Annotated in this window: 14 protein-coding genes; 7 read left to right on the top strand and 7 right to left on the bottom strand. The window is 66.6% G+C overall.

Features of this window, described 5'->3' with window-relative positions; all coding sequences use genetic code 11:
* From AC07OH_RS31845 to AC07OH_RS31820, 6 genes are all read left to right on the top strand, one after another.
* Window positions 1-213 (top strand): hypothetical protein (locus AC07OH_RS31845; protein ID WP_495303361.1); only part of this gene is annotated, 213 nt, incomplete at its 5' end.
* Window positions 214-223: 10 nt separating this feature from the next.
* The gene (locus AC07OH_RS31840) at window positions 224-1,141 is read left to right on the top strand and encodes a DUF4123 domain-containing protein (protein ID WP_495303360.1); all 918 of its coding nucleotides are present in this window, start codon (window positions 224-226) and stop codon (window positions 1,139-1,141) included.
* Entirely contained in the window at window positions 1,138-1,614 is a 477-nt protein-coding gene (locus AC07OH_RS31835) for a DUF3304 domain-containing protein (RefSeq protein ID WP_495303359.1), read from the top strand. Before AC07OH_RS31840 ends, AC07OH_RS31835 begins: the two co-directional genes overlap by 4 nt.
* Window positions 1,615-1,682: 68 nt before the next feature.
* Complete coding sequence (locus AC07OH_RS31830; protein ID WP_495303358.1) at window positions 1,683-2,171, top strand: DUF3304 domain-containing protein; 489 nt, start codon at window positions 1,683-1,685, stop codon at window positions 2,169-2,171.
* A 44-nt stretch (window positions 2,172-2,215) separates the two neighbouring features.
* Window positions 2,216-4,324, top strand: coding sequence for a T6SS phospholipase effector Tle1-like catalytic domain-containing protein (locus tag AC07OH_RS31825; RefSeq protein WP_495303357.1), 2,109 nt, complete (start codon window positions 2,216-2,218; stop codon window positions 4,322-4,324).
* 88 nt (window positions 4,325-4,412) lie between these two features.
* Window positions 4,413-4,700 (top strand): hypothetical protein, encoded by a 288-nt coding sequence (locus tag AC07OH_RS31820; protein ID WP_495303356.1) that lies wholly within the window; start codon window positions 4,413-4,415, stop codon window positions 4,698-4,700.
* A 13-nt stretch (window positions 4,701-4,713) separates the two neighbouring features.
* Here AC07OH_RS31820 and AC07OH_RS31815 read toward each other — a convergent pair whose 3' ends face one another.
* Genes AC07OH_RS31815 through AC07OH_RS31790 form a run of 6 tightly spaced genes read right to left on the bottom strand, consistent with a single transcriptional unit; the run spans window position 4,714 to window position 11,242 of the window.
* The gene (locus tag AC07OH_RS31815; RefSeq protein WP_495303355.1) at window positions 4,714-6,444 is read right to left on the bottom strand and encodes an acetyl/propionyl/methylcrotonyl-CoA carboxylase subunit alpha; all 1,731 of its coding nucleotides are present in this window, start codon (window positions 6,442-6,444) and stop codon (window positions 4,714-4,716) included.
* Window positions 6,445-6,465: 21 nt separating this feature from the next.
* Window positions 6,466-8,052, bottom strand: coding sequence for a 5-oxoprolinase subunit B/C family protein (locus AC07OH_RS31810; protein WP_495303362.1), 1,587 nt, complete (start codon window positions 8,050-8,052; stop codon window positions 6,466-6,468).
* 8 nt (window positions 8,053-8,060) lie between these two features.
* Window positions 8,061-8,831 carry a LamB/YcsF family protein gene (locus AC07OH_RS31805; protein WP_159279242.1) on the bottom strand — a complete coding sequence of 257 codons (771 nt, stop codon included), beginning with the start codon at window positions 8,829-8,831 and terminating at the stop codon, window positions 8,061-8,063.
* 35 nt (window positions 8,832-8,866) lie between these two features.
* Window positions 8,867-9,544: a pyroglutamyl-peptidase I gene (gene pcp, locus AC07OH_RS31800; RefSeq protein ID WP_495303354.1), complete on the bottom strand. Its 678-nt coding sequence runs from the start codon at window positions 9,542-9,544 to the stop codon at window positions 8,867-8,869.
* Between the two features lie 10 nt (window positions 9,545-9,554).
* Window positions 9,555-10,511 carry a DUF979 domain-containing protein gene (locus AC07OH_RS31795; RefSeq protein ID WP_095747223.1) on the bottom strand — a complete coding sequence of 319 codons (957 nt, stop codon included), beginning with the start codon at window positions 10,509-10,511 and terminating at the stop codon, window positions 9,555-9,557.
* 5 nt (window positions 10,512-10,516) lie between these two features.
* Window positions 10,517-11,242 carry a DUF969 domain-containing protein gene (locus tag AC07OH_RS31790; RefSeq protein WP_495303353.1) on the bottom strand — a complete coding sequence of 242 codons (726 nt, stop codon included), beginning with the start codon at window positions 11,240-11,242 and terminating at the stop codon, window positions 10,517-10,519.
* A gap of 284 nt (window positions 11,243-11,526) precedes the next feature.
* Between AC07OH_RS31790 and AC07OH_RS31785 the strand changes: the two genes are divergently transcribed.
* Window positions 11,527-12,231 (top strand): GntR family transcriptional regulator, encoded by a 705-nt coding sequence (locus AC07OH_RS31785; RefSeq protein WP_495303352.1) that lies wholly within the window; start codon window positions 11,527-11,529, stop codon window positions 12,229-12,231.
* Between the two features lie 37 nt (window positions 12,232-12,268).
* Here AC07OH_RS31785 and AC07OH_RS31780 read toward each other — a convergent pair.
* Window positions 12,269-12,535 (bottom strand): TRAP transporter large permease subunit (locus tag AC07OH_RS31780; protein ID WP_495303351.1); only part of this gene is annotated, 267 nt, incomplete at its 5' end.

The following is a 12,535-nucleotide window of genomic DNA, read 5'->3' as shown; positions in this document are numbered from 1 at the left end:
CGCATCGCGACGGCGCAGGGCGCGTCGATCACGCTGCAGGATGGGGACATCACGTTCGAGTGCCCGGGGAAGATCACCTATCACGCGGTGCAGCGCAAACTGGCCGGGCCGACAAGCTCGCCGTATGGGCTGCCGCTGTTCCCGCAGAGCATCTGCATCGAGTGCATGCTGAAGGCAGCACAAAGCGGAGCCCCCTTCTCCGCCTTGCAGTGAGAGCGTTGCGTTGGAATTCGCGACCGATCCGATCGACCCCCTCCGCCTTGCCCACGCCGTGCAAGCGATGGCCGACGCCCAACCGTCCTCCCTTAGCCTCTGGTTGCTGATCGATGCGGCCTTGCTGGACCCGGCGCGCCTGGCGTCGGTGCTGCGCCGCAACGGGTGGACGCATGTCAACGCACTGGCCCACACACCGCTGGCGGCCTACGGTGCGCAGGGACCGCAGTTGCTGGAACTGCCACGAGACGACGAGGTCCGCGCCGAGGGCCTGCGACGCCTCGCCACGATCGACCCGGCGGCGCCTGCATTCAGCTGGCTCGCTTCCAGCCATTCCGTTGCGCATCTGCAGGCCTGCTTCGGCTACCTTGCTCAGGCGCGGCACGACGGCCTGAAGCTGCACTGCCGCATGGGCGATGCGCGCGTGCTTCCTACGCTGCTGGCCACGCTGTCCGAGCATCAGACACGGCGCGTGGCCCAAGCCATTGCGCAGTGGCAGTGGTTCGATCGCAGTGGTGCCGTGGTCGGCAACTGGCTGGCTGTTGTCGGGGACGAAGGTGCCGCCGATGCCGGCGATCACCTCGAACTCGACGCAACGCAATTCGCGGCGCTTCTGGATGCCTCGGAAGCCGACGGCATCTTTGCGCAGTTGCTCGAGACGGTGTCGCAACTGGTCCCGCAGACCGGCCGGGCGGCGTTTCATCAGCGGCTCCAGTGCGCGCTCGAGGTTGCCACCCGGCTGCACGTGACGGGCAACCCGGACCGGCTGCAGTTCGTGGTGCTGTCACTGACCTGTGACGACAACTTCTACCAACACCCTGATCTGTCGGACACCTGGAAGGCCGTCGCGCAAGGCACCAGCCTGTCGAGCCTGATGAAGGGCTGGAGCGACGAGTTGTGGAAGGCGTTGGAGGGCAAGGCTTCGTGAAGCGCTTTACTCTCCTGGCGCTTTGCGCGTTGGCGTTGTTGGGGGCTTGCAGCAGCAAGAAGCCGGCGGCTGAAAGCTACAGCGCCAACCTCAGTGCCTACAACCACACCGAGGACTACATCCATCAGTTCTATGTGGACGGAGCCGGTGGCGGCAACTCCAGACCTTATGGCGGTGGCGGCAGCTTTGTGTGCTGCATCTCCTATCCGGCTCAATGGCGTCCCGGACTCAGCGCAACGGTGGAATGGACAACCTCGAGCGGGGTTCCAGGCGATACGCGTCCCGACGCTATCAAGCCGCGCTGGCACAAGAAGGTCGTCCCGATCGACAAATACGACATCCCAGGCAGCACGCTCAACGTGCACTTCCTGGCTGAAGGCGATGTTCGATTGGTCATCTCCAGCAAAGGCTCCGGCGCGAAAGGCTACCCCGGCCCCGACTACCCGGTGAAGCCGCCAAGTTGGAAATGGTGAGTCAAGTCGAGTAAGAATTTTCGGAAACCCGACGAACAACACGTGAACTCATTGAAAGGCCACACGCCATGAAACGCACAACGATCCTGGCGCTTTGCGCATTGGCACTGCTGACGCTGCCACTGGCAGCTTGCAGCAGCAAGAAGCCGGCCGCCGAAAGCTACAGCGCCAACATCAGCGCCTACAACCATACAGAGGACTACATCCACCAGTTCTATGTGGATGGGGCGGGCGGCGGCAACTCACGCCCTTACGGCGGTGGCGGCAGCTTTGTGTGCTGCATCTCCTTTCCGGCGAAGTGGCGCGCCGGTCTCAACGCAACAGTGAAGTGGACGACCTCCAGCGGAATCCCGGGCGATACGCGACCTGATGCGATCAAGCCTCGCTGGCACGAAAAAATCGTGCCCATCGAAAAATACGACGAGCCCGGTGGTCTCTTGAACGTGCACTTCCTGCCGAACAACGAGGTGCGGTTGATCATTTCCAACAAGAGAGCCGGCGCAAAGGACTATCCCGGCCCAGCCTATCCAGTGAAGCCTGCGGACTGGAAGTGGTGAACCGAGGCGACCAAGGGATATCTTGAGAGATCTGGGAGCAACACATGGATAAGTTTTCTGAAGGCTGGTACGAAATCAGCTTTGACGCCAGCACCTATGACAAGCGCTGCCTCTACTTCAAGACCGCAGAACTCTGTACGGCCGAGTGCATCCTCAAGGAATCGGGGCTGCAGATACTGGTGTGGTCGGAGGAACCGGGTCGGGCCATCGCGTGGAAACCGGAGTATCGGCCGCTACAAAATGCGCCAGCAGGCGACTGGTGGGACAAAGACCCGGGCGGCACGAACTATCAGCCCGCGTTGCCTGGCGACCACTCCCGCGCAGACCGGACTTTGACCGCACGCGAGCTGTGTCAACGCGCCGCCAGCGCCGATCCGAGCAAGGCCGATGCCCTGAGTTGCGCCAAAGAGATTCACGTGGGCCTGTTTTTCGACGGCACCAACAACAACCTGGTTCGCGATGTGCCGGATCAAAGCCACTCGAACGTGGTCAGCCTCTTCAACGCGCACAAGGACGACAAGGTCGAGAATTTCCGCTTCTACATACCCGGCGTCGGCACACACTTCCCCGAGATTGGCGAAGACAAGGAACTGGACGCCGGCAAGCGCTTCGGCAGCGGTGGCGAGGCGCGCATCCACTGGGCGTTGATACAGGTCTACAACGCCTTGCACATGGCCTATCACGATGTTCTTTTGATCCGACCCGAAGAAGCGAAGACACTTTGTGTCGATCAATTGAAGACCAGCTGGCGCCTGGGCGACGACAAGATGGTCATCATCTTCAAGGGCATTCAGGAGCGCCTGCTGAAAGCCATCAAGGACCAGCGGCCGCGCGTGACCAAGATGCATCTGTCGGTCTTCGGCTTTTCGCGCGGCGCGGCCGAAGCGCGCACCTTTTGCCAATGGATGCAGAAAGTCGCCGAAAACATGACGGTCGGCGAGGCGACGCTGGAGATTCATTTCCTGGGCATCTTCGACACCGTGGCGTCCGTCGGGCTGGCCGATTCCGCACCGATCTTCCAAGGCTTTCAGGACTGGGCCGACGGCACCATGGACATCCATGGCGTCAACCAGACGGTTCACTACGTGGCGGCGCATGAAATACGCCAGTCGTTTCCGCTGTCCACGGCGCGCATCAGGGCCAAGAACTACCCGCCGAACACCAAGGAGTTCGTCTATCCTGGGGCGCACTCCGACCTGGGTGGCGGCTATCCGCCGAAATCCCAAGGAAAGGGCATAGAGGGACGAACCGCGTTGCTCTCTCAGATTCCCTTGATGGACATGTATTTCGAGGCCTTGGCGGCGGGCGTGCGATTGGACAGCAAGTCCGAGATGCAAGGCGAAACTCAAGCCGATTTCGCAGTCGCGCCTACCCTCGACAAGGCCTTCAGCAACTACGCCGCCTGGACCACGGAAGAGGAAAAACAGAACGTCGCCAACGGCGGCGAGCCCGTGCAGAACCGCATGCGCTATCACATGGAGTTGTATTGGCGCTGGCGTGCATCCAAGAGCGACGAGGCCACCTTCAAGGCCATGGCGAGCTATGAAGCCTCCAACAAGCAGGACCGACAGGATCTCTGGGAGTCGGAACTCGACTGGCGTACGGACGTGCAAGCCGCTCAGGTGGCCAACCAGCCTAGGCGGGTGTTCGTTCCCAGAGCGGGCTACGTCGAGCAGCAGTCGCGTGCCGATGAGGTGCAAAGGCGCCTTCTGCGCGCCGTGGCTGCCGCCAAGGACGTCCCGCAAAGCGCCAACGACTTCTTCGACAAGTATGTCCATGACTCGCACGGCGGGTTCTGGATGCTCGGCCCCATCACGAAGGAAAACCGCGAGGACTTCGTGGCCGCCATCAAACAGAAGAAGGCCACGCACGACAGGTTGTTGAAGGAATCGGAAGCGCAAGGCAACCCGGGCCGTGCAGGAAACATCCGCAATCAGGCTCGTGCCTATGAACTCAACAATTTCGAACGCCGCGTCATCGCGACGGATGCAAAGGAACCGGGAACACTGCCCTTGATGACGGATGCAGATGCGCAAGATCTGCGAGACAACGCGGGCACGGCGGCGAAGATCGCTTTGAAAATCCTGGGCACCGCCAGCCGTCGCGAGCCACACGGCCATGGTCGCTATCGGCGCGTGTTCGACAAGAGTTGAAGAAGCTCGCTGCAGGTTCAGTCATCGCCCCGCAGAACCCGCAGCAACCAACTGCCAGGCCATCGCCGTTCAGTGACGCCAGATCAAGATGAACTTGATCGCCCTCGTCCTGGTGGTTGGCACCCTGCCGTCGCTGGTGTGCACGCTCTTCCTGATCGGCCATCGCGTGCGTCCACATCCCTCATGGGCACCTCGCTTGAAGCAAGCCCGGCTGTTCGTGCTCGTGCTGGCCGGCACCGCGTTGCTCTACCTCGGTGCATGCCAAGCACTCATCGACGCACGCAATACAGGCGCACGTCTCGAGACCTACATGGCCGCCTTGACCTTCGCGCCCTGCATCGTTTCAGGACTCGTCGCCCTGTTGCTCAAGCCTTGACAGCCGCCCTCACTCACTCGATGCGCGCGATCGCCGTCCCGGCTGCCACATAGCCCCCCGCCGCCGCAGCGAACACGATGCGCCCCGCGCGGTGCGCGACGACCTGCATCTCCATCTTCATCGCCTCCATCACCGCGATCACGGCCCCTTCGGCGACCTCATCACCGTCGGCGACCTTCCATCCTTGCAGCGTGCCCGACACCGGCGCAGCCACGGCGGCGGCATCGGCCGCAGGTGCGCTCGCAACGCCAGGCGCAGCAGCACCTCCACCCGCCGACGCCAACCCGCGCAGCAACTCCGCCGGCAGCCCCAGCGACATGCGCCGCCCGTCGATCTCAATGGCCGTGCGGTGCAGCGAGGCGTCCGGCAGCGGATCGGGCCGCATGCCCGCCGTCTCGTCGTTCGCAAAGTCCGTCTCGATCCAGCGCGTGTGGACCTTGAAGGCGTCTTCGGACACGAAGTCGGGGTGCACCATCACCGCGCGGTGAAACGGCAGCACCGTGGCCAGGCCTTCGATACGGAATTCCTTGAGGGCGCGGCGTGCGCGTGCGATGGCCTGGGCGCGCGTGGCGCCGGTGACGATGAGCTTGGCCATCAGCGAGTCGAAGGTGCCGGGCACCTGCGAGCCGGCGTCCACGCCGGTGTCCACGCGCACACCCGGGCCCGAGGGGGCGTCGAACACGTGGACGGGGCCGGGTGTCGGCAGGAAGCCGCGGCCCACGTCTTCGGCGTTGATGCGGAACTCGAAGGAGTGGCCGCGCGGTGCGGGCGTTTCCTTGACGGACAGCGGCAGGCCTTCGGCGATGCGCAGCTGCTCGATGACGAGGTCGATGCCGGTGGTCTCCTCGGTCACGGGGTGCTCGACCTGCAGGCGCGTGTTGACCTCGAGAAAAGAGATGGCGCCGCTCGCGCTCAGCATGAACTCGACGGTGCCGGCGCCGGTGTAGCCGGCGGCCGCGCAGATGTCGCGCGCCGACTGGTGGATGCGTTCGCGCTGTGCGTCGCTCAGGAAAGGTGCGGGCGCTTCTTCGACCAGCTTCTGGTTGCGCCGCTGCAGCGAGCAGTCGCGCGTGCCGAGCACGACGACGTTGCCGTGCGTGTCGGCGATGACCTGGGCCTCGACGTGGCGTGGGCGGTCGAGGAACTGTTCGACGTAGCACTCGCCGCGGCCGAAGGCGGTGATGGCTTCGCGCACAGCCGATTCGTAGAGGCCTTCGACCTCGTCGAGCCGCCACGCGACCTTGATGCCGCGCCCGCCGCCGCCGAAGGCCGCCTTGATGGCGATCGGCAGGCCGTGCTGTTCGGCAAAGGCGAGCACCTCGCCCGCGTTGCTCACCGGGTCGGCCGTGCCCGCGACGAGCGGCGCGCCGACCTTCAGGGCGAGCTTGCGGGCCTGCACCTTGTCACCCAACGTGGCGATGGCCGAAGGCGAGGGGCCGATCCACGTCAGGCCGGCGTCGATCACGGCCTGTGCGAAGGCCGCGCTTTCCGAAAGGAAGCCGTAGCCGGGGTGCACGGCGTCGGCGCCGCTGCGCTTGGCGATGGCCAGCAGCTTGGGAATGTTGAGGTACGTGTCGGCAGGGCGGTGGCCGTCCAGGCCGTAGGCCTCGTCGGCGCGGCGCACGTGCAACGCATTGAGGTCGGGATCGGCGTAGACGGCGACCGACTGCACGCCGTGGTCGGCGCAGGCGCGTGCGATGCGCACGGCGATTTCGCCGCGGTTGGCGATCAGGACTTTTTTCATCGCGGGACTCTCGATCTCAAATCAAAGTTCGATGGGGCCGTGGCCGGCCATCGGTTGGAAGCGGACGCGGGCGTTCACGGGGATCTGCCCCGCACGGTCCAGGTGGTGGGTGGCGACCGACGCGATCACGGGGTAGCCGCCGGTGAGCGGGTGGTCGGCCAGGAACAGCACGGGCTGGCCGTTGGGCGGCACCTGGATCGAACCGTGCGCCGTGCCCTCGCTGGGCAGCTCGGTGGTGTTGGCACGCACGAGCGGCTGTTCGCCGTTCAGGCGGATGCCGACGCGGTTCGATTGCGGCGTCACCACCCACGGCTGGCTGCACAGGCGCTCGACGGCGTCGGCGGTGAACCAGTCGGTGCGCGGGCCGAGCACGATGTCGAGCACGACCTCTTCCTGCACGGTGGGCAGGTCGGTCGGCGGTGCTTCGGTGGCGCCGACGACTGCGCCGGTGGCGACGCTGCGCACAGGCAGCACATCGCCCGCGACCACAGCCGGCGGGCCGATGCGGGCCAGCGTGTCGGTCGCGCAGCTGCCGAGCACGGGCGTCACGGCAAAGCCGCCGCGCACAGACAGGTAGCTGCGGATGCCGGCGACGGGCTCGCCGATGGTGACGGTGTCGCCGTCGGCCAGCGCGACGGGCTGGTAGCGCGGCAGCGGCCATTGCGCGCCGTCGGCGCGGGTCAGCGTGAGCGGGCCGTCGGCGCCGGTGACAGCGATCACTGCGTCGCCGCGGCAGACGAACTGGAAGCCGCCGTAGGCGAGTTCGAGGCAGGCCACGTCCGACGCATTACCGACCAACCGGTTCGCCGCCTGCAGCGAACGCTGGTCCATCGCACCGGAGGCGGACACGCCCTGCCGCGCCTGGCCATGGCGACCGCCGTCCTGCCACAGCGCCTGCAAGCCAGCGGCGCGAACCTCGAACGCGCTGCCGCCTTCAACGGCCGCAGGTGCGGGCGCCGCAACCACGGGCTCGGCCACAGGCAACGCCACCTTCAACGATGTGGCATCGACAAAGCGCACCGCATCACCAGGCTGCAGCAGCGCGGGCGTCTCGCGCGACAGGTCCCACATGGGCGTGTCGGTCACGCCGATGATCTGCCAGCCGCCGGGGCTGGCCTGCGGGTACACGCCGCTGAAGCTGCCCGCGAGCCCGACCGCGCCGGCCGGGATGCGGGTGCGCGGCACGGCGCGGCGCGGCACGTTCAGGCTGGGGTGGCCGCCGCTCAGGTAGGCGAAGCCGGGCGCGAAGCCGGTGAAGGCGACGGTGTAGTCGCTGCCGGTGTGGCGGCGCACCAGCTCGTCGGGCGTGATGCCGAGCAGGCCGGCCACTTCGGCGATGTCTTCACCGTCGTAGCGCACGGGAATCTCGATGCGCTTGTCGATGCGCGTCTCGCGGGCGTCGAGCGTTCGCTGGCGCACGGCGTGTGCCAGTGCGGCGGCCGACAGCACGGCGGGGCGGAAGGTGATGAGGATGGTGCGCGCGGCGGGCACCAGCTCGTCGATGCCGGCGATGGGCTCGGCGCGCAGCGAGGCCAGCAGCGCGAGGGTCTGCGCCAGGTCGTCGAGCTCGACCAGCACGGCATTCAGGTTGACGCGAAGAAAGCGCATCGAGGCCGTCATGCGGTGGTGGCCTCGGCAAAGGGGCGGATCGTCACGCCGGCCTGCACGAGTCGCTCGCGCACGCGGCGCGCCATCTCGACCGCGCCGGGGCTGTCGCCGTGCACGCAGATCGAATCGGCGCGGATGCGCACCACGCTGCCGTCGATGGCGGTGACGGTGCCCTCGTTGGCCAGGCGCAGCATGCGCTCGGCCACGTCGTTCGCGTCGTGCAGCACGGCACCGGGTTCGCGGCGCGACACCAGCGTGCCTTGCGGTGTGTAGGCGCGGTCGGCGAAGGCCTCGGCCACCACGCGCAGGCCCTGGGCCTCGGCCCAGCCCACGAGCGGCGAACCTGCGAGCGCGACGAGCACGAGGCTGGCGTCGATCTCGCGCAGGGCGGCGATCACGTCGCGCGCCTGGCGTTCGTCGTGCGCGATGGTGTTGTACAGCGCGCCGTGCGGCTTCACGTAGCGCACCTCGGTGCCGGCCGCGGCGGCCAGGCCCTTCAGGGCGCCGATCTGGTAGATCACGTCGGCGCGCAGGTCGGCGCTGTCGACGTCCATGTTGCGGCGGCCGAAGCCGACGAGGTCGCGGTAGGCCACGTGGGCGCCGACGGCCACGCCGCGTTCCTTCGCCTGGCGCAGCGTGCGCAGGATGCCCGCGGGGTCGCCGGCGTGGAAGCCGCAGGCCACGTTGGCGCTGCTGACAATGTCGAGCATGGCGGCGTCGTCGCCCATGCGCCAGACGCCGAGGCTTTCGCCGAGGTCACTGTTCAAGTCGATGTTCATCGGAGGTCTCCGGCGTGCACGGCACGCCTCAGGAATCAATGCAGCCGGCCGGCGGTTTCGCGCACGTCGTGGCGCACGGTAAGCGCGGTGCGGATCGCCACGCGGAAGGCCTCCACTTGCGCGTCCAGCGCCATGCTCGCCACGCCGGGTTTGGAGGCGGCCTGCTCGGGCAGGTAGGGCACGTGGACGAAGCCGCCGCGCGTGTGCGCCAGCGCCGGGCGCGTCGCGAGCCGGTGCATGAGCGCGTAGAAGATGTGGTTGCACACGAAGGTGCCGGCGCTGTTCGACACCGCCGCGGGCAGGCCCGCCGCGCGCATGTCGCGCACCATGGCCTTGATCGGCAGCGTCGAGAAGTAGGCCACCGGACCGTCCTTGACCACGGGCAGGTCGATGGGCTGCTGGCCAGCGTTGTCGGGAATGCGCGCGTCGTCGATGTTCAGCGCGGCGCGCTCCATCGAGATTTCGGTGCGCCCACCCGCCGCGCCGATGCACAGCACCAGCTGCAGCAGCGGGCCGATCAATGCGGCGTCGAGCGTGTCGATGGCGCGGCCGAACACGCAGGGCAGCTGCACCGCCTGCACCACGGCGCCTTCGCAGGTCCAGCCGTCGAGCGCGCGGGCGATCTCCCACGCGGGGTTGACCGGGTCGTTCTCGAAGGGCTCGAAGCCCGCGAGCAGCACGCGGCGTGCCTTGGCATCGGTGGCGGTGGTCATGCGCGGTGCCTCAGCGGAACATCAGGAAGTACAGCAGGAAGATGTTGACCACCAGCAGCGCGGCCGCGGTCGGTATCTGCACCTTGATCACCGCGTTCTTGTCGGGCAGCTCCAGCAGGGCCGCGGGCACGATGTTGAAGTTGGCCGCCATCGGCGTCATGAGAGTGCCGCAGTAGCCCGAGAACATGCCGATGGCCGCCATCACGGCCGGGTCGCCGTGGTACACGCCCACCAGCACCGGCACGCCGACACCGCCCGTCATCACCGGGAAGGCCGCGAAGCCGTTGCCCATGATGATCGTGAAGAGGGCCATGCCCAGCACGTACACCGCCACGGCGACGAAGCGGATGTCCATGTTGATGTAGCTGGTGGTGATGTGCGCCACCGCCTTGCCCACGCCGGCGTCGGAGAACACCAGACCCAGCATGCCGAGCATCTGCGGCAGCACCACGGCCCAGCCGAGCGCGTCGGTCAGGCGGCGCGACTCGCGCATGCCCTGCACGGGCGTCTCGCGCGTCAGCCAGCAGGCCAGCGCCAGCGCCACCACGCAGCCGATGCCCAGGCTCACCAGCGTGGTGTTCTTGGGGTCGAGCAGCAGCGTGCCGCCGAGCTTGATGTGGCTCATGCCCACGGTGCCGATCACGGTGACCAGCGGGATCGCCAGCGCCGGAATGAACAGCTTGTTGCCCAGGCGCGTGGCGCTGGCCTGGTACTGCTCGGGCGTGGGCTCGCGGTGCTTGCCCGCGCCGACGCCGCGCAGGCCGGCAATGACGGCCATGCCGATCGCGCCGACGCCCACGAGCGCCGGCGGCAGCTTGTCGCCGACCAGGAAGACCAGCGCATAGATGCCCCAGAAGAGCGCGCTGGTGTAGCGCTTGGGATGCTGGCGGTCGGCCAGCGTCATCACGGCCGTGACGGCAAGGATGAAGCCGACCAGGAGGTACAGGTGCTGGATCGAGAGGATCATGATGCTCAGCGTCCTTCCTTGGCGGGCACGTCGGCTTCTGCGGCACCGCCCAGTTCACGGGCCAGCGCCTGGTCGAGCCGGCGCAGGCGCCAGGCGTGGATGATGAAAGCGGCAATGGCCGTCGGGATGCCCCACATCGCGATGTGCAGCGGCTCCACGTCGATGCCCGCTTCGTGCAGGAAGGTGGTCATGAGCACGATGGCGCCGAAGGCCACGAAGATGTCTTCGCCGAAGAACAGGCCCACGTTGTCGGTGGCCGCGGCGTAGGCGCGCAGCTTGTGGCGGATGCGGTCGGGCAGCTTGCCGTAGCGCGTCTCGGTGGCGCCTTCGGCCATCGGCGCGAGCAGCGGACGCACCATCTGCGGATGACCGCCCAGGCTGGTCAGGCCCATGGCCGCGGTGAGTTCGCGTGCCGCGAGGTAGACGATCAGCAGGCGACCGGCGGTGGCCGACTTGATGCGGCTGATCCAGTTCTGCGCGTGCTGGCGCAGGCCGTGGCGCTCCAGCAGGCCGATCACCGCCAGCGGCAGAAGAATGATCAGCGGCAGGTTGCGCGTCTTGATGAAGCCGGTGCCGATGGCCGTGAGGATCGCCATCGGGCCGAAGCCGGCGGCGAACGCCGTCACGATGGCCGTGACGATCACGACCAGCATCGGATTGAAGCGCAGGATGAACCCCGCAATGATCACGGCCACGCCGATCAGCGGCCACAGGGGGACTTCAGGTGTCATGGTTGGTCTTTCGTTGCAATGCAAAACACCGGCGCAGGGGCCCCGGTGCGGTCGATTGATGCAAACCTCATGCCAATGAATGAGCAATTCATTTCTTGTGAATCACTCATTTCCAACAAGTTGTTGAACAATTTCATGTAGTGTGCCCAACAACAGTGCCTGAATACCCCCATGAAAACCCTGAAACGGGCGCGTTTCGGTGCACGGGCGCGGCGCGGCACGGGGGCCGTCTGTTACAACGCAGGCTCGCTGCGCCCCTCTCTTTTCCCCTCCGACCGACCGGCATGACCCGACTGGATTCCCCCGCTTCCTCCACCTCGCCGGCCGCCGGCGCGCTCACGCTCAACGACCGCGTGGCCGAGCTGATCCGCCAGAAGATCGTGAAGGGCGAGTTCTCGCCGGGGCAGCGGCTGTCGGAGGCCGCACTGGCCGACAGCCTGGAGATTTCGCGCAACACCTTGCGCGAGGTGTTCCGCACGCTGACCAAGGAAGGCCTGCTCAAGCACGCGCCGAACCGCGGCGTGTTCGTGGCGGTGCCGAGCATCGCGTCGATCATCGACATCTACCGCGTGCGCCGGCTCATCGAGTGCCAGGCGCTGGCGCAGGCCTACCCGCGCCACCCCGCCAAGAAGCACATGCGCGAGGCGGTCGAGATGGCGCTGAAATGCCGCGACGCCGGCGACTGGCTGGGCGTGGGCACGGCCAACATGGAGTTCCACAAGGGCATCGTCGAGCTGGCCGACAGCGAGCGGCTGAACGTGCTGTTCGCCCACATCCTGGTCGAGCTGCGGCTGGCCTTCGGGCTGCTGAAGGACCCGGAGTTCCTGCACGCGCCCTACGTGGACATGAACACGAAGCTGCTCGAGCTCATCGAGGCCGGCAAGTTCGCCGAGGGCTCGGCGGCGCTGAACGACTACCTCATCCACTCCGAGCGCATCGTGCTGGCGGTGTATGCGCGGCAGATGCCGGACGGCGGACTCGACAACTAGTTGAACCAGCCCGCGCCGCGCCGCGCGGGCTGCTGCGCTAGCGCTCCTTGCCCATCACCAGGTCAGGCAGGATCGTCACGATCGACGGGAACAGCGTGATCAGCGCGATGCACAGCACGAGGCAGAAGAAGAACGGAATCGCGGCCTTGGCGATCACGTTGCTGTCCTTGCCCGTCATGTTCTGCAACACGAACAGGTTGAAGCCCACCGGCGGCGTGACCTCCGCAATCTCGACCAGCAGCACGATGAAGATGCCGAACCAGACCAGGTCGAAGCCCGCCTTCTGGATCATCGGCAGCACCAC

It is taken from the genome of Variovorax sp. GW821-FHT10C12, from assembly GCF_059415405.1.
Note: the sequence above shows the minus strand (reverse complement) of the source record. Positions and strands in the feature narration are given on the sequence as shown.